The organism is Priestia sp. 53B2, from assembly GCF_056099005.1.
The window spans coordinates 245228-269016 of the sequence record NZ_JBLZXA010000027.1 but is presented as its reverse complement, the minus strand read 5'-3'; the positions used below and the strand labels follow the sequence as shown (position 1 = coordinate 269016).

The 23789-nt window shown below is 38.5% G+C and carries 25 protein-coding genes; 10 read left to right on the top strand and 15 right to left on the bottom strand.

All coding sequences use genetic code 11. From position 1 onward, the window contains the following. The first annotated feature begins 67 nt into the window (after window positions 1-67). Window positions 68-334, top strand: a complete 267-nt coding sequence (locus tag ACN6NE_RS21835) for a diaminopimelate epimerase (protein WP_474327212.1) — start codon at window positions 68-70, stop codon at window positions 332-334. Between the two features lie 2 nt (window positions 335-336). Here ACN6NE_RS21835 and ACN6NE_RS21830 read toward each other — a convergent pair whose 3' ends face one another. From ACN6NE_RS21830 to ACN6NE_RS21820, 3 genes are all read right to left on the bottom strand, one after another. After that, window positions 337-936 (bottom strand): DUF3298 and DUF4163 domain-containing protein, encoded by a 600-nt coding sequence (locus ACN6NE_RS21830; RefSeq protein WP_057243784.1) that lies wholly within the window; start codon window positions 934-936, stop codon window positions 337-339. A gap of 344 nt (window positions 937-1280) precedes the next feature. Beyond that, complete coding sequence (gene folD, locus ACN6NE_RS21825) at window positions 1281-2135, bottom strand: bifunctional methylenetetrahydrofolate dehydrogenase/methenyltetrahydrofolate cyclohydrolase FolD (RefSeq protein WP_028408722.1); 855 nt, start codon at window positions 2133-2135, stop codon at window positions 1281-1283. 248 nt (window positions 2136-2383) lie between these two features. Then, window positions 2384-3784 (bottom strand): tannase/feruloyl esterase family alpha/beta hydrolase, encoded by a 1401-nt coding sequence (locus tag ACN6NE_RS21820; RefSeq protein WP_129708671.1) that lies wholly within the window; start codon window positions 3782-3784, stop codon window positions 2384-2386. Between the two features lie 201 nt (window positions 3785-3985). On the opposite strand from ACN6NE_RS21820, the gene ACN6NE_RS21815 reads away from it, so the two are divergent. Next, on the top strand, window positions 3986-4456 hold the full coding sequence (locus ACN6NE_RS21815) for a staygreen family protein (RefSeq protein WP_129708668.1): 471 nt from the start codon (window positions 3986-3988) through the stop codon (window positions 4454-4456). A 52-nt stretch (window positions 4457-4508) separates the two neighbouring features. After that, window positions 4509-4988: a hypothetical protein gene (locus ACN6NE_RS21810; protein WP_474327209.1), complete on the top strand. Its 480-nt coding sequence runs from the start codon at window positions 4509-4511 to the stop codon at window positions 4986-4988. A gap of 34 nt (window positions 4989-5022) precedes the next feature. Here ACN6NE_RS21810 and gltD read toward each other — a convergent pair whose 3' ends face one another. Continuing rightward, a complete protein-coding gene (gene gltD, locus ACN6NE_RS21805; RefSeq protein WP_129708665.1) occupies window positions 5023-6504 on the bottom strand; it encodes a glutamate synthase small subunit in 1482 nt (493 codons plus the stop codon). Between the two features lie 16 nt (window positions 6505-6520). Beyond that, window positions 6521-11074: a glutamate synthase large subunit gene (gene gltB, locus ACN6NE_RS21800; protein WP_474327207.1), complete on the bottom strand. Its 4554-nt coding sequence runs from the start codon at window positions 11072-11074 to the stop codon at window positions 6521-6523. 134 nt (window positions 11075-11208) lie between these two features. Between gltB and gltC the strand changes: the two genes are divergently transcribed. Continuing rightward, on the top strand, window positions 11209-12111 hold the full coding sequence (gene gltC, locus ACN6NE_RS21795) for a glutamate biosynthesis transcriptional regulator GltC (RefSeq protein WP_013056801.1): 903 nt from the start codon (window positions 11209-11211) through the stop codon (window positions 12109-12111). Between the two features lie 160 nt (window positions 12112-12271). Then, window positions 12272-13342 (top strand): DUF3900 domain-containing protein, encoded by a 1071-nt coding sequence (locus tag ACN6NE_RS21790; protein WP_474327204.1) that lies wholly within the window; start codon window positions 12272-12274, stop codon window positions 13340-13342. 71 nt (window positions 13343-13413) lie between these two features. Here ACN6NE_RS21790 and ACN6NE_RS21785 read toward each other — a convergent pair whose 3' ends face one another. Both ACN6NE_RS21785 and ACN6NE_RS21780 read right to left on the bottom strand, forming a co-directional pair. Next, on the bottom strand, window positions 13414-13593 hold the full coding sequence (locus tag ACN6NE_RS21785) for an H-type small acid-soluble spore protein (protein ID WP_013056799.1): 180 nt from the start codon (window positions 13591-13593) through the stop codon (window positions 13414-13416). Window positions 13594-13670: 77 nt separating this feature from the next. Then, window positions 13671-14030 (bottom strand): hypothetical protein, encoded by a 360-nt coding sequence (locus ACN6NE_RS21780; protein WP_474327202.1) that lies wholly within the window; start codon window positions 14028-14030, stop codon window positions 13671-13673. Between the two features lie 220 nt (window positions 14031-14250). On the opposite strand from ACN6NE_RS21780, the gene ACN6NE_RS21775 reads away from it, so the two are divergent. The 3 genes from ACN6NE_RS21775 to ACN6NE_RS21765 all read left to right on the top strand — a co-directional run bounded on the left by ACN6NE_RS21775 (window position 14251) and on the right by ACN6NE_RS21765 (window position 15189). Then, the gene (locus tag ACN6NE_RS21775) at window positions 14251-14559 is read left to right on the top strand and encodes a hypothetical protein (RefSeq protein WP_129708653.1); all 309 of its coding nucleotides are present in this window, start codon (window positions 14251-14253) and stop codon (window positions 14557-14559) included. A gap of 141 nt (window positions 14560-14700) precedes the next feature. Next, on the top strand, window positions 14701-14847 hold the full coding sequence (locus ACN6NE_RS21770) for a hypothetical protein (RefSeq protein WP_013056796.1): 147 nt from the start codon (window positions 14701-14703) through the stop codon (window positions 14845-14847). A gap of 129 nt (window positions 14848-14976) precedes the next feature. Continuing rightward, window positions 14977-15189, top strand: a complete 213-nt coding sequence (locus ACN6NE_RS21765; protein ID WP_013056795.1) for a hypothetical protein — start codon at window positions 14977-14979, stop codon at window positions 15187-15189. A 60-nt stretch (window positions 15190-15249) separates the two neighbouring features. On the opposite strand, the gene ACN6NE_RS21760 is transcribed toward ACN6NE_RS21765, so the two are convergent. The 4 genes from ACN6NE_RS21760 to ACN6NE_RS21745 all read right to left on the bottom strand — a co-directional run bounded on the left by ACN6NE_RS21760 (window position 15250) and on the right by ACN6NE_RS21745 (window position 17774). Beyond that, the gene (locus ACN6NE_RS21760) at window positions 15250-15684 is read right to left on the bottom strand and encodes a MerR family transcriptional regulator (protein ID WP_033578828.1); all 435 of its coding nucleotides are present in this window, start codon (window positions 15682-15684) and stop codon (window positions 15250-15252) included. A 523-nt stretch (window positions 15685-16207) separates the two neighbouring features. Continuing rightward, on the bottom strand, window positions 16208-16816 hold the full coding sequence (locus ACN6NE_RS21755; RefSeq protein ID WP_129708650.1) for a methyltransferase: 609 nt from the start codon (window positions 16814-16816) through the stop codon (window positions 16208-16210). Between the two features lie 68 nt (window positions 16817-16884). Next, entirely contained in the window at window positions 16885-17061 is a 177-nt protein-coding gene (locus ACN6NE_RS21750) for a hypothetical protein (RefSeq protein ID WP_013056791.1), read from the bottom strand. Window positions 17062-17156: 95 nt separating this feature from the next. Next, window positions 17157-17774, bottom strand: a complete 618-nt coding sequence (locus tag ACN6NE_RS21745) for a poly-gamma-glutamate hydrolase family protein (RefSeq protein ID WP_129708648.1) — start codon at window positions 17772-17774, stop codon at window positions 17157-17159. A 388-nt stretch (window positions 17775-18162) separates the two neighbouring features. On the opposite strand from ACN6NE_RS21745, the gene cyoE reads away from it, so the two are divergent. Beyond that, window positions 18163-19080, top strand: coding sequence for a heme o synthase (cyoE, locus tag ACN6NE_RS21740; protein ID WP_129708645.1), 918 nt, complete (start codon window positions 18163-18165; stop codon window positions 19078-19080). A 24-nt stretch (window positions 19081-19104) separates the two neighbouring features. Here the strand turns inward: cyoE and ACN6NE_RS21735 are convergent, their stop codons facing one another. Both ACN6NE_RS21735 and ACN6NE_RS21730 read right to left on the bottom strand, forming a co-directional pair. Beyond that, a complete protein-coding gene (locus ACN6NE_RS21735; protein WP_129708643.1) occupies window positions 19105-20043 on the bottom strand; it encodes a carbohydrate kinase family protein in 939 nt (312 codons plus the stop codon). A 1-nt stretch (window position 20044) separates the two neighbouring features. Continuing rightward, window positions 20045-20254 carry a cysteine-rich CWC family protein gene (locus ACN6NE_RS21730; protein WP_474327196.1) on the bottom strand — a complete coding sequence of 70 codons (210 nt, stop codon included), beginning with the start codon at window positions 20252-20254 and terminating at the stop codon, window positions 20045-20047. A 177-nt stretch (window positions 20255-20431) separates the two neighbouring features. On the opposite strand from ACN6NE_RS21730, the gene ACN6NE_RS21725 reads away from it, so the two are divergent. Next, window positions 20432-21790: a D-serine ammonia-lyase gene (locus ACN6NE_RS21725; protein WP_129708640.1), complete on the top strand. Its 1359-nt coding sequence runs from the start codon at window positions 20432-20434 to the stop codon at window positions 21788-21790. 31 nt (window positions 21791-21821) lie between these two features. Here the strand turns inward: ACN6NE_RS21725 and ACN6NE_RS21720 are convergent, their stop codons facing one another. Further along, a complete protein-coding gene (locus ACN6NE_RS21720; protein ID WP_474327194.1) occupies window positions 21822-23201 on the bottom strand; it encodes a PH domain-containing protein in 1380 nt (459 codons plus the stop codon). Further along, window positions 23194-23676: a PH domain-containing protein gene (locus tag ACN6NE_RS21715; RefSeq protein WP_013056785.1), complete on the bottom strand. Its 483-nt coding sequence runs from the start codon at window positions 23674-23676 to the stop codon at window positions 23194-23196. Before ACN6NE_RS21715 ends, ACN6NE_RS21720 begins: the two co-directional genes overlap by 8 nt. Window positions 23677-23789 lie beyond the last annotated feature (113 nt).

The following is a 23789-nucleotide window of genomic DNA, read 5'->3' as shown; positions in this document are numbered from 1 at the left end:
TTTATTTTTTCTGATTCACTATTTGTATAGTATGCTAGTACATATCATAGAAAAAAGGATGATGGTGATGGAGGAATATTCTTTTCGTTTTCATATTACAGATTCTTACTCATTGCAAAATGAAAACGATAAAATAGAAGCTGTGGTACGCACCAAAATCAAGCATGCGGAGCGAGGATGCTTGTATGAGGGTTATCTTCGTGTTCATATCACTAATATTGGGGTATTTCCTGTAGCAAAAGATATTGCTGAAGCGATTGGCGTTCGTTCGCTTCGTCAGCAGTTAGCGGCCGAATTAAAAAGATACGTACGGCCGCACCGCAATTTTTTATAACTTTATCCAAACATTTGTCCAAGTGGACTTTCATCTTCAATAATATCTTGAATAGCGTAGATAGAAATGGGAAAGTAAGGAATTCCATATACGTAAGGAGCCAGGTCATACAGCTGATAAAAGAGCACAAGTGATTTATCGGCGATATAAAAATCTTGATCTGGTTTAATTCCTTTATATTCTCCAAGAACCATAATATCGCGCTCTTTTATTTGCTCTCCTACTATTTTAGAAAGAACGCTCACGTAATTACTGTCTTTTTTAAATAGATCTTTGAGTTGATACGTTTTTCCAGTCAGCACATTAAACGTTAACGGAACGACCACGGTCAATCCGTGCGCTCCCCCAGAATAAGCAAAATTGACAAGTGTTAAGCTGAGCACATTTCGCTCGTTTGTTTTCAACTCATAGTAACCCGTTTCTTCTGTATCTGGATTTTCTCCATATCCCTGCTGACGAATTAATTCATTCGTGCGCTGCAAAATTTTACTGTTCATGCTGTGCTGAACAGCTTGATTAGTCAAATGTACAACTGGATAATAAACGTTTAACTTTTTCTTCACCATTTGTTGAGAATATACGGTTGCAGGTAACGTAACCATCGCTTCCTCCTCTTTGTATACAGGTTGTTACATTCTATTCTTTTAGCCTCCATTCCATTACTGAAGCAAAAAAAGATTCAGACATAGCGAAATCAATCCAACCCAAAGATGAACAAACTGGATAAATGCTCTAGTATGGATCGCTTGTAACACCGCTATTGATTTCCGCGGAAGTCTTCGCCTTGCTCTCCAATCACCAGCTAGAAGCACCTCCATACATGAAACCTATGTTGACTTTATCAATGAAAAAATCCGAACGAGTTTGATTCTCAATCAAGAATCAAACTCGTTCGGATCTTCCTTCAACGAAAATACCTTTGTCTCAGCCTCTTTTTTACTTCTTATTATTTTACGTTATTAATTGTTTTAGCAGCGTCTACCGTATTTTTTAATAACATTGTGATGGTCATCGGACCAACTCCGCCTGGTACTGGTGTGATATAACCTGCAACTTCTAAAGCCGCTTCGTAATCAACATCACCAACAAGTTTACCATTTTCCATTGTGTTACCTACATCAATTACAATGGCACCCGGCTTAATATCATCTGCTTTGATAAGTCTAGGTTGTCCTACAGCTGACACAAGAATATCAGCTTGTTTTGTTAAAGCAGATAAATCTTTTGTGCGAGAGTGAGCAATTGTTACCGTTGCACTTTCTTGAAGTAACAGCATGGATACTGGTTTACCAACAATATTGCTTCGCCCAATTACTACCGCATGTTTACCTGAAATTTCTTCACCTGAACGTTTAATTAACTCAACGATACCGTGTGGTGTACATGGTAAATAGCACTCATCGCCAATAACCATATTCCCTACGCTTACTGGGTGGAAGCCATCTACATCTTTTTTAGGAGATACAGCATTTAATACTGCCTTTTCATCAATATGTTTTGGTAATGGAAGTTGAATAAGAATACCATGAACAGATGGATTTCCATTCAAGTGATGGATTTCGTTTAAAAGCTCTTCTTCCGTAATCGTTACGTCACGTTTGATAATTTCAGATGCAACACCGATTTCTTCACAAGCCTTTGCTTTTGCTTTTACATATGATTGGGACGCAGGATTTTCTCCTACTAAAATCACGGTTAAACCAGGAACGATACCTTTTGTTTTTAATTGAGCTACCTCTTCTTTTAATGCGGCGCGCAGTTCTTGCGCTACTTCTTTTCCTTTAATTACTTTCGCTGTCATGATGTTTTTTGCTCCTTTCAACTGTAGCCATTTAATAAATGTACGAATTATAGTTATTAATCTAACACAAAAGTTCGGTTTTGTTCAATGTTTTTAATATTTTTATTTTAAATAGATGAAAATAAATAACAAATAACGTATATTCCGTTCTTATCGTACTATAATATTTTGTATTCACCAAAGCTATTTTTATTCAAACGTTGCTTTTCCAAATTAAAAACCGCACCTTCGGCACGGTTTTCGACGATTTATTTTTCTGTTGATATGCTTTTCTTTGTAGTCAACGGCAGCACGTCTTCCTCTGTTTTTAGATCCTTTACATGCATTTCCTTGAGAGGCGCACTTATTTTCTTATTTTTCGGAGGTTCTTCAAAATTCTCTACCCAATCACATAGCAATTCAAATCCTTGATACACATAAGGCAGGAGAGGCTGAAGCTTTCGATCTGGGTCAATTTGATGGTTCCATACTAAGCTATCAATGTGGTTTCCATTTTCAATTACATAGTGACGATGAAGGTGCTGCTTACCAGAATCTTTTACCAGTTGTTCATACGGATAAGCATGAATATCCGGAAAAATAAGAGCATCTAACGACCCTGTAATGCTTATCAACGGAACGGAAATATCACCTGTATTTTCAATTTCACGAACTCTTTGCTTTACATCTTGGGGTCTTTCTTGATAATCATACTTTTCAAAAATAGAATCTAACGAACGATCTCTAACTCCGTTTTCAAAAAGCGTCAAGTATTTTTGCCATGGAATTCTTCCAGGTGCTTGACTGTCAAACTCATCTCTGTATATATTAAGCGTTAAAAACCAATAATACTGGTCATGATATGGCCATAAAAACTCAGATCCTTTTGGCAACCCTGCCTGATACAAACGGTGCAAAGCTTCTTTTTGCGATTCACCTACCGTGTACAGTGCTTCTTCGGCATGATTTACAACAGGTGTTAAGGAAGTAATCAAGTTATCGTGTTCAGCTCGCCACATAACCCCTTCCCATTCAACACCCCCATTAAAAAGCTGAGGCTCTCCATTTTTTCCATCGTTTTCTAAAGCATAACGAACAACATAACCCCCGTTAGAAATACCTAACGCATACGTTTTTATATCAAAATATTCTGTCACTTCTTTTTGAAGTTTGTGACGATAATTTTCAAACAAAAATCTCTGAGCTATTTTTGTCACTTCTCGGTATTGAATATGCCATTTCCTAATGGAGTCTTCTTCTTTGACTAGAGCGTTCTTTGCTTTAGCAAATGGATCATCTCGCACTTCTTCTCCCTGAGTTCCTTTATCAGAAGCAGCAAACGCAAACCCTTTTGCCAACACATAGTCGCTGAATAGTAAATCCGTTGATTTCTCATCTCGGGTAGCTGGAACTCCTGACATAACTAACTTTCCATTCCAATCATCAGGAATTCGAATGAGAAATTTACCACCGTCAACTTCACCTTCTACTTGAACGCCCGTTATTTCTTCAGGCTGATACATGTAATACCATCCATTTTTTTCTTCTTTTGTTCCCCAATAGATAGGAGCCAGCCCAATGTTCCCATAGGCAGTCGCTGCTTGAAATTGAAGAGGGTTTTTAGTCGTTAGCCAGTTTCCATACTTACCGTCAAACGTTATGATATTCAAGTGATAACCTCCATTCACATTTGCTTTTGAAGACACTCTTGGGGACTGTACACGCATAATTTTAGTTAAATATTACCATCCATTTCTCAAAAAGTACATCAAAACGCCTTTCTTACAGAAAGAAAGTAGACATTTATCACAACTGAGCCTATAGCGCCGTATAATATTGAAATTTATTCAAAAAAAGGAGTGTCAATGACTATGAGTTCGTTTAATTCTTCAAAACTTTCTACGACTCTTATTCCCCCTGCTACTTTCTCCTATCCGGTTTCCAGAAGAAAATATACTCTTACTCATTCTGATACAACCGGTCAGCTTTTTTTAAGCATCGGATGCTCATATAACAACAAGGCGATAGATGAAAATATGCGTGATGAAGTACTGGCTGCTCTTCACGTAACAGACCGACAAGCAGTTATTCAAGGCGAAGTTTTTGTTAGCGGAGGTAAGTTCAGCCGCGAGCAAGCGCAGCTTCGTTATCAGATTTTCCGTCGTGAACTCCCCCTTGCTTTAGAAGCAATGTTTTACGGAGACCAAGCGTTTTTTCAACATTATCCCGACTTGCTAAATACACCGATTTACATTTATTTTGTATCGACTTATCAAGAATTTAGAGGGTGGTCCTATTATCAAACTCCTAAATTTTATTTAAAACAAACATGCAGCAGCTAGCACGCTAGTGCATAAACTAATGGGAAATGAACGAGGAAGGTGTGAATGTTTCATGTACAGTCAATGGGTTTACCCCTATATGCCGCGCTATTACCATCCAGTGGTTCCTACTACGAATGAAAATTATTTAGAACCTTATAGATACAATGAAGACTTATTTTCTTATATCCTGCATGAAGAAGAGGAAGTTAGATCTACACGCGATGTAGACAGAGTGATGAAAATTTTAAAACGCCAGTATCAGTCCATCTACAGAGATGCTCAACGAGGCGGGATGGATAGCAAACTAACAGAATACTTATTTCGTTCCATTGTAAGATTTGTTGAGGATAACTATAACAATTACAGCGGATCTATTAACGAACGCGTCGAAAAAGCCGCGCGACAGCTGAAAAAACGTGACCCCTGGATATTTGAACTTTTTAACTTATACAGCGTTTCCCCCGCTTCACAAGTTCGAATTACCAACACGATTTTAACCGTTTCATTTGAGAATTTACGTAGAGGAAATGAAGTGCCAAATCCTAGATAAACAAAAAAACCGCCACAATTGTGACGGTTTTTTGTTATGGTAATACAGTTGCTCCCATTAGATGGCTATCAACTTGTTTAGCTACTTCACGACCTTCATGAATAGCCCATACGATTAAACTTTGCCCACGACGAGCATCACCAGCAGCAAAAACACCTTCAACATTTGTTTTGTAATTTCCATACGCTGCATCTACGCGACGATTTTTCGTTTCAACACCAAACGCTGATAGAACCGGATGCTCTGGACCTTCAAATCCAATCGCAATAAAGACAAGCTGAGCTGGCCATACTTTTTCTGTTCCTGGAATTTCGGTAAAAATGTACTGTCCATTTTCACCTTTTACTTTTTCCATTTGAATCGTATGAAGTTCCTTTAGATTGCCTTGCTCATCTGCCACGATTTTTTTCGTTTGAATTGAATATTCACGTGGATCGTCCCCAAATTTTGCCTGTGCTTCTTCATAAGCATATTCAAGATTAAATACATGTGGATATTCAGGCCACATATTATCTGCCGTACGCTCAGCAGGAAGCTGAGGATGTTTACCAAACTGAACAACGCTGCGGCATTTTTGACGAAGAGCAGTAGCTACACAGTCAGCTCCCGTGTCTCCGCCTCCAATAACAATAACGTCTTTTCCTTCAGCATCAATAAATTGACCATCTTTGAAGTTAGAGTCTAAAAGGCTTTTTGTTGAAGTTGTTAAGTAGTCCATTGCAAAGTGAACTCCTTTTGCTTCACGACCTTCTAATACTAGATCTCTTTGCTTCTGAGCTCCTGTACACAAAATTACAGCATCATATTGTTCTTTTAACTCTTCAGCAGTAATGTCTTTTCCAACTTCCGTATTCGTTACAAAATCAATACCTTCTTGCGTCAATAAGCGAACACGTCTTTCCACTACTTCTTTATCTAGCTTCATATTTGGGATTCCATATGTTAATAAACCGCCAGCACGATCTGCTCTTTCATATACCGTTACTGAATGGCCCGCTTGGTTCAGCTGATCTGCGCTTGCTAATCCTGCTGGCCCAGAGCCAATAACAGCAATTTTTTTGCCTGTTCTTTTCTCCGGAATTCGCGGAGTAATCCACCCATTCTCAAAGCCTTTATCAATAATAGCGCGTTCGATATTCTTAATCGAAACGGCTGGATCTGAAATAGCAAGCGTACAGGAACCTTCACACGGAGCAGGACAAACTCGTCCTGTAAACTCCGGGAAGTTGTTCGTTTTCATTAAACGCTCTAAAGCTTCTTTCCAGCGTCCTTTATAAACTAAATCATTCCACTCTGGAATTAAGTTATAGATTGGACATCCAGAAGTAAAAGCATTAATATCCATTCCCATGTGGCAAAAAGGTGTGCCACAATCCATACATCGTGCCCCTTGACGGCTTAGCGCTTCATCAGATAAAGGAGCAGCATACTCTTTCCAATCACCTAAACGTTTTAACGGGTCACGTTCCTTCCCTTTTTCACGTTTGATTTCCATAAATCCTGTTGGTTTTCCCATCGTACTCTCCCCTTTCTTACTGAGCTACCGCTTCTTGTTGTTTTGCCGATGCTTTCTTTTCTTGTTTTGCATTTTCCTCAAACGCACTCATAGCTGCTTCTTCTTCCGTTAGTCCAGCTGCTTTTTGCTCTTCAATGCGATTCATCATGCGTTTATAATCATTCGGAATCACTTTTACAAATTTTGAAAGTGATTGCTCCCAATTTTCCAAGACAAATGCTGCTTTATGACTGTTCGTATATTTCAGATGATTTGAAACCATCTCTTTTACTTCTTCTGCTTCTTCGCCTTTTAAGCTCTCAAACCCAATCATGTCTTTATTGCAAAGGTTTTTGAATGCTTCTTGATCATCAGCAAATACGTAAGCAATACCGCCTGACATTCCTGCACCAAAGTTTTTACCTACATCGCCTAATACGACAACACGTCCGCCAGTCATATATTCACAGCCATGATCGCCAATTCCTTCAACCACTACGTTCACACCGCTGTTACGAACTGCAAAACGTTCCCCTGCTAGCCCGCTAACATAGGCTTCACCGCTTGTTGCACCGTAAAATGCAACGTTCCCCACGATAACATTCTCGCCTGACACTGCTGTTGTTTCCTTAGGTGGAGCAACAATGATTTTACCTCCTGATAAACCTTTTCCGATATAATCATTTGCATCTCCAGTTAGATACATAGACATTCCTTTTGGAACAAACGCACCAAAACTTTGTCCTGCAGAGCCAGTGAATCGAAGGGTAATCGTATCTTCTGGCAGACCTTTCTCACCGTAACGTTTTGTAACTTCACTTCCTACAATTGTTCCAGCTACACGGTTAATATTAGAAATTGGAAGTTCTAACTCCACTTGATAATTATGCTCGATTGCTTGCTGTACCGCAGGCAAAATCTTTTGCATATCAAGAGATTCGTCAATTTTATGATTTTGAGGTGTTTTAAAGGTACGTACACCTTCAGCTTGATATAAAAGAGTTGTTAAGTCTAAGTGCTGAGCCTTCCAGTGATTTTTTGCACGTTCGCTAACGCTTAATACGTCTGTACGTCCAACCATTTCATCCACTGTTTTAAATCCAAGTTCAGCCATAATTTCGCGCACTTCTTGTGCAACAAATTTCATATAGTTAACGATGTGGTCCGCTTCTCCCAGGAACTTTTTACGAAGCTCTGGATTTTGCGTTGCCACTCCAACTGGGCATGTATCTAAGTGACACGCACGCATCATGATACAGCCTAAAACAATTAAAGGCGCCGTAGCAAAACCAAACTCTTCTGCTCCTAGAAGTGCTGCCATGACTACATCTTTACCCGTCATTAATTTCCCGTCTGTTTCAAGCACTACTTTTTCACGAAGACCGTTTAACATAAGCGTTTGATGAGCTTCTGCTAAGCCAAGTTCCCACGGTAGTCCAGTATGTTTAATACTTGTTTTTGGAGATGCTCCCGTACCTCCGTCGTAACCGCTAATGACAATAACATCCGCTACTCCTTTTGCTACTCCGGCAGCAATCGTTCCTACACCTGCTTTTGAAACGAGCTTGACGCTGATTCGTGCATCACGGTTTATATTTTTTAAGTCATGAATAAGCTGCGCTAAATCTTCAATCGAATAAATATCGTGGTGTGGAGGAGGTGAAATTAAGCCTACTCCTGGCGTTGATCCACGCACATCTGCCACCCATGGATATACTTTGTTTCCTGGAAGCTGACCGCCTTCTCCAGGTTTTGCACCTTGTGCCATTTTAATTTGAAGCTCATCCGCATTCACAAGGTAGTGACTTTTCACCCCAAAACGCCCAGAAGCGATTTGTTTAATCGCACTGCGGCGATTATCTCCATTCTCATCCAGAGTGTAGCGGCTAGGATGCTCGCCACCTTCTCCACTGTTGCTGCGTGCCCCTAAACGGTTCATCGCAATCGCTAATGTTTCATGAGCTTCTTGACTTAAAGATCCAAACGACATAGCACCTGATTTAAAACGTTTTACAATCGAATCAACGGATTCCACTTCATCAATGGAGATAGATGAACGCGATCCATTAAACGAGAACAGGTTGCGCAAGAAACCGATGCGTTCTTCATTAGCCGATTCAGAGAATTTTTTAAATAAGCTGTAATCTCCCTTACGGCAAGCCCACTGCAGCGTGTGAATTGTTTTTGGATTAAACGCATGATGCTCGCCCGTGTGCCTCCACTGGAAGTCACTTCCTGATTCCAACGTTTGCTCAATTGTTTCAACATAAGCATTGTCATGACGCGTTTTTGCTTCTTTTGCAATAACATCTAAACCGATACCGCCAAGCTGCGAGGCAGTACCTGTAAAATATTGCTCGATAACCTCTGCACTGATTCCAACTGCTTCAAAAATTTGTGCGCCCCGATAACTTTGCACCGTTGAAATACCCATTTTAGACATTACTTTTACGACACCTTCAGTAACGGCTTTTACATATTTCTCAACAGCATAATCATACGATACGTTCAACGTACCTGCGTTAATTTCATTTTGATATATTGCAAAAGTAAGATATGGATTAATTGCGTCTGCGCCGTAACCAATCAGCGCTGCAAAATGGTGCACTTCACGCGCTTCTCCCGTTTCCACTACAATGCTCGCCTTTGTACGGTTTCCTTTTCGCACTAGGTGCTGGTGCAGCCCGCTGACCGCTAATAAAGCTGGAATAGCTACGGATTGAGCTCCCGCTTCACGGTCTGTCAGAACAAGAATGCTAGCACCTGCGTTAATTGCAGCTTCAGCTTCAGCAAATACGCGATCAAGATCTGCTTTTAAATCATTTGTAAATACAGCAGATATAACGGCACTTTTGAAATCCGGATGAATGACAGACTTCAGCTGATCAGTTTGATCGTTTGTTAAAACCGGCGTCTCAAGCTGAATTCGATGAATGTTTTCTTTGGTTGGATGCAGTAAATTCCCTTCTGCACCAAGCAATGTCATTGTCGATGTAACCAACTGTTCACGAATAGCATCAATCGGTGGATTCGTTACTTGAGCAAATAGCTGCTTAAAGTAACTGAACAGCGATTGAGGACGATCAGACAACACGGCTAATGGAGTATCGTTACCCATTGAACCAAGCGGATCTTTTCCTTCTGTAATAACTGGAACTAAATATTTATGAATATCTTCATACGTGTAGCCAAATGACTTCTGGCGAATGACTAAATCATCGAAGTATTCAGATTTTACTTCCTGCACTTCTGGCAACGTTACCAGCTGTTCATCTAACCACTCTTGATAAGGCTCAGCCTGTGCCATTTCAGATTTAATTTCTTCGTCTGAAATAATTCGGCCCTCCTCTAAATCGATTAGAAGCATTTTACCTGGGCTTAAACGATCTTTATATAATACATTTTCATCTTCAACATCAATGACGCCTACTTCTGATGAAAGTATGATGTAATCATCTTTTGTAACATAATAGCGAGCTGGACGTAAACCGTTACGGTCTAAAATAGCACCGATTTGCTTTCCATCTGTAAACGAAATAGCAGTCGGACCATCCCATGGCTCCATTAATGCGCTATGATACTCATAGAAAGCACGTTTTTCTTTTGACATGTGCGGATTCTCAGACCAAGGCTCTGGAATAAGCATCATCGCTGCATGCGCTGGCTTGCGGCCGGCCAATACAAAGAACTCTAGCGCATTATCTAACATGGATGAGTCGCTTCCTTCAGCATCTAAAATTGGAAGAACCTTCGGCAAATCCTTACCAAATGCGTCCGAAACAAACTGCTGTTCACGTGCTCTCATCCAGTTTTGATTACCGCGAAGCGTATTGATTTCACCGTTATGAATTAAATAACGGTTTGGATGTGCTCTTTCCCAGCTTGGGAACGTGTTTGTGCTAAAGCGAGAATGCACTAAAGCAAACGCTGAAGTGAAGTCTTCATCTTGTAGGTCAAGATAAAAAGCATCAACTTGCTCAGGGGTTAATAACCCTTTGTACACAATTGTTCTACTTGAAAGGCTCGTAAAATAAAAACGGTTTTGACGCGCCTGCGCCCAATTTTCCGCTTGCTTACGAATAACATATAGCTTGCGTTCAAACGCTAAGTCATCTTGAATACCGTCATTTGCCCCAATAAATACTTGTCGTACATACGGACAGCTTTCTTTTGCGACTTTTCCGATTTTTCCGACATTTACAGGTACAGTTCTCCAACCTAGTAACGTTTGTCCCTCTTCTTCAATTAATTTATTAATATAAGCTTCGATTTCTCGACGCTCGTCTTCGTCATTTGAGAAAAAGATCATTCCAACTCCATAACGACCTTTTTCTGGCAAGTTCAATTCAACGCATGTCTTTTTAAAGAACGCGTGTGGAATTTGTACCATTAATCCAGCTCCATCTCCTGTTAACGGATCGCTTCCCTGTCCGCCTCGATGGTCAAGCTGGCAAAGCATATTTAGTCCTTTTTTAACAATATCATGTGACGCTACGCCTTTCAATTGAGCGTATAGTCCGATTCCACATGCATCGTGCTCAAATTCAGGACGGTAGAGACCTTGAGCTTTTGGCATTTGATTGTATGTCATCTTCTTCTCCCCCGTTCGTTTTCTTTATCTTTTTAAGATCACCTGTTTACATTGTAAGTTTTCAAATCAATATAAACAATATATAATTTAGATAAAACTAATCTAATTTTGATATATATAGATGGAGGATGCCTATGGAACTGCGTCAATTACGCTATTTTATGGAAGTTGCAAAAAGAGAACACGTATCTGAGGCGGCAGAATATCTGCATGTAGCTCAATCAGCGATCAGCCGTCAAATCGCGAACCTGGAGTCTGAGCTAGGTGTTAGTTTATTCAAACGCGAAGGAAGAAATGTCAAGTTAACAGCAATAGGAAAAGTCTTTCTTGAGCATACGGAGACGGCTATGAAAGCTATTGACTATGCGAAAGAACAAATTGATGAATACCTGGATCCCGAAAGAGGAACGATTAAAATCGGATTTCCAACAAGCCTTGCCAGTCACCTTCTTCCTACTATTATATCAGCCTTTAAAGAAGAACACCCAAATGTTGCTTTTCATCTTAGACAAGGTTCGTATAAATTTTTAATTGAATCGGTTAAAAAAAGAGATATTAATATCGCTTTTTTAGGCCCTGTACCTGTAGAGGACCAGAGTATAGAAGGGCATATTTTATTCACTGAAAATCTTTTAGCTCTTGTTCCTTCTCATCATCCGCTCGCTGAACGGGATAACATCCGGCTGCGGGATTTAAGAAATGAAGATTTTGTGCTATTTCCAAAAGGATTCATTTTACATAAAATGGCCTTTGACGCTTGCAAACAAGCAGGATTCATGCCCAATATTTCATCTGAAGGAGAAGATTTAGATGCGATTAAAGGTCTTGTATCCGCAGGAATTGGCGTCACGCTTCTTCCTGAAAGCACAGTGTCTGAAACGACTCCTCGTTTTACGACTAAACTTCCTATTCATACGCCGCAGCTTCAGCGTACAGTCGGGATGATTATTCCTCGAAATCGTGATTTAGCACCTTCTGATAAAATTTTTTATAAGTTTGTCAAAACCTTTTTTGAACGGTTGGAGCAGTATAAATAAGAGAGGCCCCCTGCCTCTCTTATTCTTTGCTTTATACACTATTTCTCAGCTGATCAATTGTATAAATAGATCTTCTTTCCCTAAAGCTAACAGGCATTGACGCTTACCGGACTCTTTCTTATACTGAAGTAACTGACTAAAAAGAAACAAGGTGACTGCTATGGATTTTAAAATTAATTTTTTATCATTTTACGTAATACAAGTAGAAGGAAAAGAAGAACAGGCCTCTAAACAATATAAGCATTTTCAAACGCTTGATACAGAAGAATATGAAGAAAGTTCCATTAAAGATTTTTTAGACGGTGAATTTAAAAAAATTGTAAAGCGCAAAGTAGAGCGACACCCCAAAGCAGAACAAGTGCCTACAAAGCTCGGGTATTTTATAGTTGAACCAGGACATGCTCTCGACTCAAACCCTAATTATAATTTATTTCACCGCACTCGTTTTGCCACAACCAAAGAAGAATTTGAAGAAAACAGCGAACAGTTTATCAATGCATACCTTGATACTGCAGCCGTTCGAGGAGGAGCATTTTTAGTTGTATCTGCTGTTCCAAGAAAATATTTTGATCATGCTTTTGTGTTTATTTTAAAATGTGACTTTGAACCAAAAGTGGCTTCAATTTCAGATGAATCAACTCTTATTCGCCACGTAGAGATGGCGATTACTACTAAAAACATGAAATCTATTCAATACCCATACATGCCTGAAGAAGGCATGGTCGAAGAAAGCGAACTCGTCATACATCAAGCGTCTCACGCTCGTTACTTTGAAGACTTCTTGAAATTTATTGATTACAACGAGCCGATGCCTGAGATTATGAAAACACAAGTGATGGACATGGTGCGTGAACACGTCAGCGAAACGTTTGAAGCAGAAAGCGTAGAACTCGAACAGTTTGAGTCGGATATGGAACTATGGGCAACAAGTGAAAAGCGTGAGCTTCAAGAACGTTTAGATACGCATCAAGTCATGGAAGCTGCTGCTCATATCGTCGAGCATACGCCTGATGCAGAGCTTAAAATGAAGCTTGGCGAAACAGAGGTTAAAGGACTGTTAGCTGATTTCGGTGAAAATATTCACTTAGCGAAAGTGAACGGACGCTACGTGGCTTTAATTGAAGCGGAATCGATTTTGTTTGAAAGAGGCGCGTCTCCGATTGAGTTTCATAAGCCGGGTGATTTGCACGGGATTATTGAGAAAATCAGCAGTAAGAAATGGGAAGAATAAATAAAAGACAGAGAGCTGTATTGTGCTCTCTGTCTTTTATTTAACTGAAAAAGCAACTCTATTTATCCACCTTAATTCTCTACTAATTGGCTCACGGAAACATTTTGTTCATTCTCCGGCTGACCTAGCGGATAAATTCTTACCGTATCATTTTCTTCGCTTACATGTTGAATATAAACGGCCGTATCGTTATACGTAACGTTAGCCATAACGGGTGAATCAGCAATTTGTTTTGCTCGCTGCTTGTCCACGTTTCTTCCCCCCTCTATGCTGATATACATATAAGGTTTGCTCAAAGAATAGATGCTATTCGCCCCCTAGAGCAGTTCTACCTTTTTTTAGCGGTGCGGTAGCCAAGGTAAAAAACGAAAGAAGTATAGGTAATGAATGCAGCTCCGGCCAACAAGAGCATTTTGTGATGATGCCAAAGAGCCGCATATGTTTTGATGAAGATTCCCTTTGTAAGTAAAATATATTGATACACAATAAAAGCAACCAATAAAGCAAGAAACAGCACTCGAAACAAACGAATGAAATCAATGTTAGATAAAATGGAAGCAGCTTTTCCCCAGGGCGATGTAGGAAGCTGCGCTTTTTTAGTGCTGCGGCTCTTCGATTTTTGTTTCTTTGCAGGCGGAGCTTTTGATTCTTCTATTTTAGGTGCTGGTTTTTGTTTCCCTTGAGCCATCGGTCACTTTCCCTCTTTCTTAAATAAAGTGTCTAAAAAAGAAGCTTTTCTATTTTGCATATTCAAGAAAGGACCCGCTATCTCCTTGTCGCTTTTAAAAATACTTTCCTTTTTTAAATACAGAATGTCTTTAGGTATATGCCTATAGCATTTTTCTTATCTTCGCATACGTTATATCGTGTTTGATTTGAAATTACTATTTAAAAGGAGCGGTGCCCTAATGAACCCTTATTATTTCAACCCTGGATACATTCCTCAGCAAATTGATTACTCAGTTCACCAATACTACCCCCCTCACGTACCACAGCATGAAGAATACGATGAAAGACAGCAGCTTCAAAATCTTGGAGGATTTGAAAGAAGAATTCGTGCCCTTGAGAGACAAAATGAGGAGCAAGCCAGAGAAATTACTCGTTTAAATCGAGTTGTGGAGCGACATACTGATCGTATAAACAGATTAAATCAGCGCTTACGCAATTTAGAAAGAAGACTTAACATTCCATTTACAGCAAGCCAGGACGGATTTTAAACTCACCTTAAGCATTCCCGTTTCTTTTGAGCGAGAATGCTTTTTTACATATCTTCCGTCGTTTTTGATAGCACAAAGGATATTTGATTAAACTTTACATAAAATAAAATATGACTATGAAAAAGAAAAGGAGAAAATCACATGAAATCCCCTGTTGTTATTTGTCCTAACTGTCATTCTCAAAAAGAGCTTGCTACCGTTTTAACTGCTCAGTCCAATCAAAACGTTATCTATACATGCTCAGCTTGCGGCTATAAGCTGACAAACATTAAAACAAGCAAAGGATAATCAGTATCTCTCACCTCACTTAGTACCTATACTCAATACGTTCTTCTGTCCATATACAAAAATTAACGTTTACGTAAATGTTATTAATTTTGTATACTGATAGTATTATGGGAAAGGGAGTTGAAGAAGTTGAAGTTTAAAATGAAGGAACGCGGGCAGCTGCATTTGAGTCCCGAAGGAAAACAATTAATTTTAGACTTGTACGAATCAAATATGATGGAATCTGTAAATGAAGCTTTGGATGCTGAAACCAGAAGCTTTCACAGTGGAAAAGCCGATGGGATACAGGCTATTTTACTTCTTTTAGGGGTACAGCTAGAAGAAAACACTTCACAATCATAAATGAATGCCCCATAAAAACCGTAAAAGCAGACGCACTCTTCTGGTGAATGCGCCTGCTTTTTATGATTCTTCCTGCTCAAATTTTACAATTGCAGCCTTAGCACGATCTCTCAGTGACAGAAGGTCAGACTCTACTTTTAAGATATTTTTCTTTTTCTGTTCAATCAGCTTGAGCTGCTCTTCTACCGTATGTAACACTTGCTCTAACTTTTCTTTTTGTTGACTTGTTCCTTTCACTTGCCTATAATCCATCTTTTGTATTTCAAGAGTATCACTTAAAGCAAGAAATTCCTGTAATTCTTGAAGTGAAAAACCCATGACTTCTTTGGCATTCGTAATTTTCTTTAAAAATTCTACATGCTCTTCGGTGTACAGACGAAATCCACCTTCACTTCTTGGAGGTGCTGGCATCAGTCCAATTTGTTCATAATAACGAATTGTACGTTTTGTTAAACCGCTTTGCTTCGCTACATCATCTATTTTTAGTTCACTCATTTTTAAATCCCCTTTAATCAATTAACAATGTCAACTTTTCATACTTGTTACTATTATACACTAACGCTAGATATCTCAAAAGAAATCTGAACAGCTGTGCACTTATTTAAAAATAAATAAGCAATTTCTTTACCCTTTTTTAGAGTAAAAAAATTGCTTATACAGTATATGCTGGGTTCTTTTCTCTAAAACCTTATCATAAGTGCCGTTTTTGTTAATTTACGATTTAGCATACAAATTAATAAATTTTTTTTTGACAGTTCTTATTTCTATCCACTAAATGTTTATTAACTTGTATGTAGCCTTCTCTTTCTGTACTAGCCCCGCCTGCGCTGAGTACACCGATAGCCACGCATGCTATCCAACCTAATTTTATTATAACAGAAAGCGCTTACATAATAAAGTGTTATGCTTTAATTTCTAAAAAGTTATAAATAAAATCAGCAGGTATTTTTCCACCTCCTGCTGATTTTTTAAATAGAACCGGCACGATACAGCTTTATCAAACAGTAAATAAGTCGTCTTAATAAGCTACTTTATAAATCAAAAACCGTTCATATGGGTTTTTACGATCCAACTCTGGCAGCATTACCTCTTCTTTTAAAATGAAAGAAGGGTGTTTTTCGAGATGATGAAGATAATCCTCCGAACTATAATATAAAATCAAATCAATTTCGCGCTTATTCTCTTCCCACGAAAGCAAAATATTGTTCACTACTTGGATAAAGATTTGAACTGAAAAAGGATTAAAAAAATAAAAGCAGTTGTCTAGTGGATGAACCTTATATTCCTGAGCTAAACAACACTGAAAATGAATATGATGTTTGCGGCCCTTGGCTTTTTTCAAATAGCGCCTCTGATTATCTATGGCCTGCTCATAAAAGTGTTCATTCATTTCTACCCCTACAGCGGTGGCATTGCACAGGTAGTTCACATAAAAATTCAGCCTTCCTTTTCCACACCCGAAGTCGACAATTCTATCACTGCTTGTTAGCTCATACTGAGTGAAAAGTGTTTCTAATGCACTATAAGGCGTGGGTTCATAACGATGGTAATGAAATGAATCATTAAATCCCTTTTGTTCTCCCGTTGTTTTTATATTTAATAAAGCGTCATAATATTGCTCATTCATAGCCAATCTCCTGTTTATAGTTGTTGAAAAAGAGAAAGAAGGACAGATGTCCTTCTTTCTCTTTTTTCTCACTCTACTTTTACACGCATTTCTGATATTTTAAGACCAATCTCTTCGATTAACTGCACAGCTTCCGCTCGTTTTTGATCATCTAATGTGCTGATTCCCCGTACGTCTACGCTTTTTAAATATCGATAAGAGGCTTTAAGACGTTCTAGGGTATCTTCTTGGTCAAATGTTTTCATGATTATCTCCTCCAGTATATGTAGTTACTATATGTATACCACAAACATGTCCGTAATAAATCTAACCTGTTTAATAAATACTAAACGTATCTGATTTATCTAAGAGGAAATCCACTTCTAATAGCTGATATATACTCAAAAAATTCCTGGGTTTTCGAATTTTTACGTTCATTTCTCGTATTAGTTGCAAAAAAAGCTTCTCTTTGCGCTTTACTTATCTCAATTTGCACACCCATCCGCCTAGCTGTTTTATTGGTTATATTTCTAGGGCTTGTACCGGAAAAAGGGTCTTGATCTGATAAAATTTCTGCACTAAAACCTTTGGAAACAAGCGCTTCATGTACTTTGGACCTTAACGCTTTGTCAGCACCGCCGATTTTAGTGTGTTTTTCACTTTTATCATTGTATCCATGAAAAGATACTGCATAGTCTTCTTTCGACATAATAGTTAGCGCATGAGGTTCATCAAAATGAGTGGATGTGATATGAAGATCGGCATTCCCTGCTTTCTTTAACCCTTCAAATATATAGTACGAGTATTCGTTTCCTGCTAGCCCAACAGCAAGTTCGGATGTTCCAGTTTCGATACCTCCGCCGTGTATCGCAAGCATAATAATGTTAGAAGGTCTGATTTCAAATTGAATTTTATAGTCCTGGTTGTATACTTCATAAGAGGCAAGTTCAGAGAAGCTAGCATATTTATCTGGCATCATATATCCTCCTTGTGAATAAGACATAGTAAACAAACTTATTAGTTCTTTCTTTAATGTACCACATCTTTTCTTTCATCACATACTATGTGATTGCAATTACCAATAAATATGGTACGATTAAGTTCGAGTTTCTTGCTCGTTAAAAGTTCACCAGATAGTCAAAATTTTCATTTTTAAGCATTCCATTTTTATCTTATAATAAAGGATGTACTTATTTTTAATTGGTAATTCGACATTTTTCTTTGTTTTTTTTAAAAGTTCAAGGAATGTTAACAAATTTTACGAGCAACCTTGATGTAATTACGATTTTTTTTTGTTAAAATAGTTTAGTTGATTAATAAAGATTAGGTTTATTCATGCAAGAATAAGCTCAAAAAGGAGAATTGCTGTGAAAAATACCGAAGTTATCACAAAGGAATCACTTCCTATCAATCAGTATTTTTCCCGGGAAGTAATCAGTGCTATTATAAAAACTGGGATTATTAAATCGAACTCACTAGGAATGGTTGCTGGGCTTTGTCTCGCAATTGCTGTTAATGATTTAAGCTTTGTGACACAAATTCCTATCATTATTTTGGCTTTAATTGGGACATCCTTTGTCGTAGGAGGAGCTGGGGCAGTTAATAACTTCTATGACCGTGATATTGATGCGATCATGAAACGTACGAAAGACAGACCGACGGTAACAGGAGCGGTCAACCCTAAATTTGCTCTATGGTTAGGACTGGCTTTATTTGTTATTGGTGTAGGTATTTTATTTTTAGTTTCTAACATGGCCGCCATTATGGGTATTTTAGGATTTTTCTTTTATGTAGTGCCTTATACTATGCTTACAAAGCGTACAACCATTTATAATACCGAAGTCGGAAGTATCTCTGGAGCTATGCCTCCAATCATTGGCTGGGCCGCTATTTCACCAGACTTATTTCATCCGGTAGCAATTGGATTGTTTGTATTTATGTTTTTATGGCAGCCTCCTCACTTCTACGCTATTGCGATTAGAAGACTTGAGGAATATAAAGCCGCAGGTGTACCAATGCTTCCTGTAGTAAAAGGTATCCGTCGTTCCAAAGTCCAAACGCTTGTATACCTAGTTATTTTGCTAGCGGCATCTTTCTTATTTTTGTCGTTTAGTAAAATTATCGCATTTACAATGTTCGGTTTAACACTAGTCTGGATGCTTCTTGGGATTTTTGGATTTAAAAAATTAGAAGATACAAAATGGGCTACTTTAATGTTTGTGTTCTCATTGAACCATCTTACGATTATTTTTGCCCTTATGATTATACTGTCATTTTTTAAATAATAAACGTTCAAAAGCAGGTAGCTATCAGCTACCTGCTTTTATACTAGATACATCTTTTGCTTTAAGCGAAATTATTCCTCCGTACCTTGCCGAAACTGCTCCACCTAACGCGTTAGCAAAGATTGTGTACTGCTTCTGTGACTCCTCACTTTCAGGTAATCCTTTTTCGTGAACACACCATAAAATTCCTGCCATAAATGCATCACCCGCTCCCGTCGTGTCTATCGCCTGCACTTCTTTTGCACTCACATGAAGCGTTTGATTTGCAGTAACGGCTGCTGCGCCATTTTCTCCCTGAGTGACCCACACGTACGGAATATGATACGCTCTCAGTTTTTCTAGGCTTTCTGTCAGGTCTGCTGAATTCATCAAAAATAGGAGCTCATCTTGAGAGATTTTCAAAATGTCTGTTTCGGACAAAAACGGTGTCACGATATTTCTACATGCTGCTTCACTTTCCCATCTTTTCATTCGAATATTTGGATCAAACGCTACAAGCAAACGATGTTTTTTTGCGAGCTTCACAGCTTCTTTTGTAGTTTCCTGAGAAATCGGATGAAACAACGTACCTGATCCAAAATAAAAAATCGCTGCCTGCTCAAATAAAGCTTCCTGCAGCTCATGTTTATACACTTGCTCATGAGGTGTAGAATCTATGTAGGAATGAAAGTAACGATCTCCTTCTTTACTTTTATGTACATACACTTCACAAACTTTTTTAGCCTCCGATATTACACAGCCGCTTTGATTCACTCCTTCAATTAAAAGGTTCTTTCTTACAAAATCACTTGTTTCATCACTGCCTAACTTGCAGATATAATATGCTTTTGCTCCTAACTTCTGAACTCCAACTGCTACATTAACGGTTGTGCCTCCTAAAAAAGGGTCAAAGCTGGTGTTAAATTCGTTTTTAGCAATATAATCAATAAATGCCTCACCGTATGAAATAATTCCTTTTTTCAAGTTAATCCTCACCTTCTTTCTTCTGTCTCCCAACGCATTTGACACATACACACGCTTTTCCTCTGCTTTCTAAAGGAATTTGTTTAAACAGATCAGGAGTAAAAACTTTCTGCATGCACCAACACTTTTCTATTACTCTGCCTTGTACAGAAGCACAGTTATTTTTTTCTCCGCAGATAGGACATCTGCTATCATCGCCTGAAAATGGCATGAATTCCCCTCCTTTTTTTCTATGCAATTGTGTAGATTATCTTTATTAGTATACAAGAGGTGGTTAAATTGTGCTTTGTGCTTTGTGCTTTGTGCTTTGTGATATTTTCGTTTTCAACTTCTTCTATTCTTGATACTATACATATAAAGGAAATAACATATTGCGAAAGGAGCCTTTATGACGACACATTTATTTCACCAAAAACCCCTTGCTACATGGATGCATGAATATCCTTTATTAACACCTTTAATCAATAATCAGGAAATACTTTGGATAAATCCTTATATAAAACCTGCTCAAGAAGCACTTTCTTCTCTTTCTTTACATACCAAAGATATAAAAGATGCAAAAGAACGACTTTCTCGCTTTTCTTCTTTTCTTCAAATCGCTTTTCCTGAGCTGAAAGCATCAAAAGGAATAATTGAATCACCTCTTCAAGAAGTTGTATACATGAAAGACTATTTAAATCAACAAATGAATAATAAGCTGCAAGGAAAATTATTGATGAAATGCGATCATAATCTTCCCATATCAGGTTCTATTAAAGCAAGAGGCGGCATTTATGAAGTATTAAAATTTGCTGAAAGTCTTGCTATCAAAGAAGGACTGCTTACCGAGGAAGACAGCTACGCTCTTCTAGCTGAAGAACGCTGTAAAAAGTTATTTTCTTCTTATTCTATTGCAGTAGGATCTACCGGTAATTTAGGTTTAAGCATTGGTATTATGAGCGCTACTCTCGGCTTTAACGTCACCGTCCATATGTCAGCGGACGCTAAAAAATGGAAAAAAGATCTGCTTCGTTCTAAAGGTGTAACCGTTATTGAATATCAGTCTGACTACGGAAAAGCCGTGGAAGAAGGACGAAAGCAAGCCGAAGCAGACCCCGCCTGTCATTTTATTGACGATGAGCAGTCTAGAGATTTATTTCTTGGTTATTCCGTTGCGGCTTTACGTTTGAAAAAGCAGCTAGCTGAGCAGCAGATTCAGGTAGACGCCGAACATCCTTTATTTGTCTATTTACCTTGCGGAGTAGGCGGAGGTCCTGGCGGTATTACGTTTGGATTAAAAGCAATATACGGTGATCACGTTCACTGCTTTTTTGCTGAACCTACTCACTCTCCTTGCATGCTGCTTGGATTAATGACCGAGCTGCATGATGGTATTTCCGTTACGGATATTGGACTTGATAACGTAACAGCTGCCGATGGACTAGCTGTAGGAAGGCCATCTAGCTTTGTAGGCGAAACGGTAAAATCGCTTATTAGCGGAATTTATACCGTAGAAGATGATCAACTTTTCCGATTTATTTATGAGCTAGCCAATCGTGAAAATATGTATATAGAACCTTCAGCAGCGGCTGGTTTACAAGGGCCTCTTCACCTGATGAAAAGCGGGTCTTCCTATATACAAGCGCAAGGACTAGGAAACGATATGTCAAAAGCTACTCATCTTGTATGGTCAACTGGAGGCAGTATGGTGCCAGTTGAGGTGATGAACAGCTATTACGAGCAAGGGAAAAATTTAATGAATAGATAACGTCAAAAGGCATGGAGAACAATGATGTTCTTCATGCCTTTTTAGCCGAAGTAGCTTGCAGAAAGATAGGATGCCAAATCTCAAATGGAAAATATCCGGACTTATAGCTGCCGTTTGTACCCATAGTTGCAATTTTTATTTTCCTGTATCCTTTTTCCCATAAAAAGGTTCCTGCAAACACCTCAATTTCTTCTATTTTCTTCCTTCTAATAATCGTTGTTTTTCGTGTTAAAAACTGCGATCGAATACTGACAAATACATCTTTCATCATCAAGCCGCCTTGGCGATAGCCCAACCAGTGAATAAGTACGTATACAAGGCATAGCACAGCAATAATCCACACAAACATTGATTTCCAAAAGCTGATGCCAATCCCTGCTGCTGCAAATAACAAGACCGGTAATAGTAATGGATACCACGCATATTGAATCGCTGTATTTCTTGGGCACTTTACATATTCATAGTGCGCATATACGTTGATTAACGCTGCAATCTTTTTTTGTTGGATAAACGGGTGTAAATAGACCTTTTCTTTTAAATCAGAGGTTACGACGTTTAACGAAACGGAAGACCATCCAAATAAGCGTCGAACCAACCCTTCCTCTATCGTAACAGCCTGTATTTTATGAAAAGGAATCGTAAGGGATTTCTTATTTAACAATCCGTATTTAATATGTAGATAATGATCGTAGCGTTCTACTGTAAAACCGCCAAATCGTATTACATATAAAACGATAGACAGCAAATAAGTAAGCACCATAATTACAGCCACTAATACAAATAAACCAAGCATCGATTGATGAATCACTTCTTCATAAGCTGTCTTCACCCAGCGGTTGATATACGTATCAATATACTGATAGAGAAAACCAAGAGCAGCAAATATATAGCCAAAATTCCCGGAAAACGCAGCAGCTAACGCCAGCTGTTTCACCGACACTTTCATCGTACGTTCAGGATTTTTTTCCCTTATTTCCGGCTGACTCCCTGACAACTTTAACGTATCTTTAAGATGGTGCGCTTCTTTTAGTGAAATACCAGATAAATCAATTTCAGCATCCGTACCGCTGCTGGCCGTGTCAATACGAAGCCGGGCTAAGCGAAGAATTCTAAAAACAAACGGCTGATCTAACTGAATCGATTGAATGCGATTTCGTTGAATAAATCGTTTTTCTTTTTTAAAAATCCCTTTATACAGACGCACTTCCGTTTCCGTTACTTCATAACGAAATTCCTTCCAAGTAAAAAAAGCAAATAAAGCGACTACGCCTCCCGCTAATAGCGTTGCCCACCAATATGTAAACAATAGGTGCCGATTGACGATAAATACAAACACAAAAGGCAGGATATTATTTTTTATATGTTCAATAAATGCTATTGCAATATATAGAGGATGCAGCCGCTTACTCATCTTCATCATCTACCTCTGCTAGTCTAGCAATATACTCTCGCAGTGCTTCAGCATCTCTTTGTACGAGTGCAGGAATTTCGACGCTTCCAGCTGCTGTGATGATTTTAACAGATGCCAAGTCAAATTTTCGGAAAATCGGCCCTGTCAACGTTTCAACGTGCTGCACTTTCACAAGCGGAATTTTCGTATGATACCAGATGAATAGCCCTCTTTGTACATCAATTTGAGTATCTGTGACTTCATATGAATATACATTCATATATACATTTGGAGCTATAATTGTATATATGATAAAGCTCACGACTAATAGTCCAGCTGATATCCATCCAATAATTGACCACCAATCAAAAAAATGAACGAGTAGAAAATAACCCGCTGTTGCAAGAAGCCACAGGCTATGCGTAAAAATGGATTGCCAGCGCATCGCTTTTTTAGCTTCGAGGGGCAGTTTGCCCTTTAAATGTTCAAACTCCATAAAAACTCCTTTCTCTACCTTTTTTACTATTTCTATTACTATATTACGTTAAAAAAGGAAAAAAGTTTCATAGTTTGCTATTTCCTTATTATTTTTTGATAAAAAACAAAAAA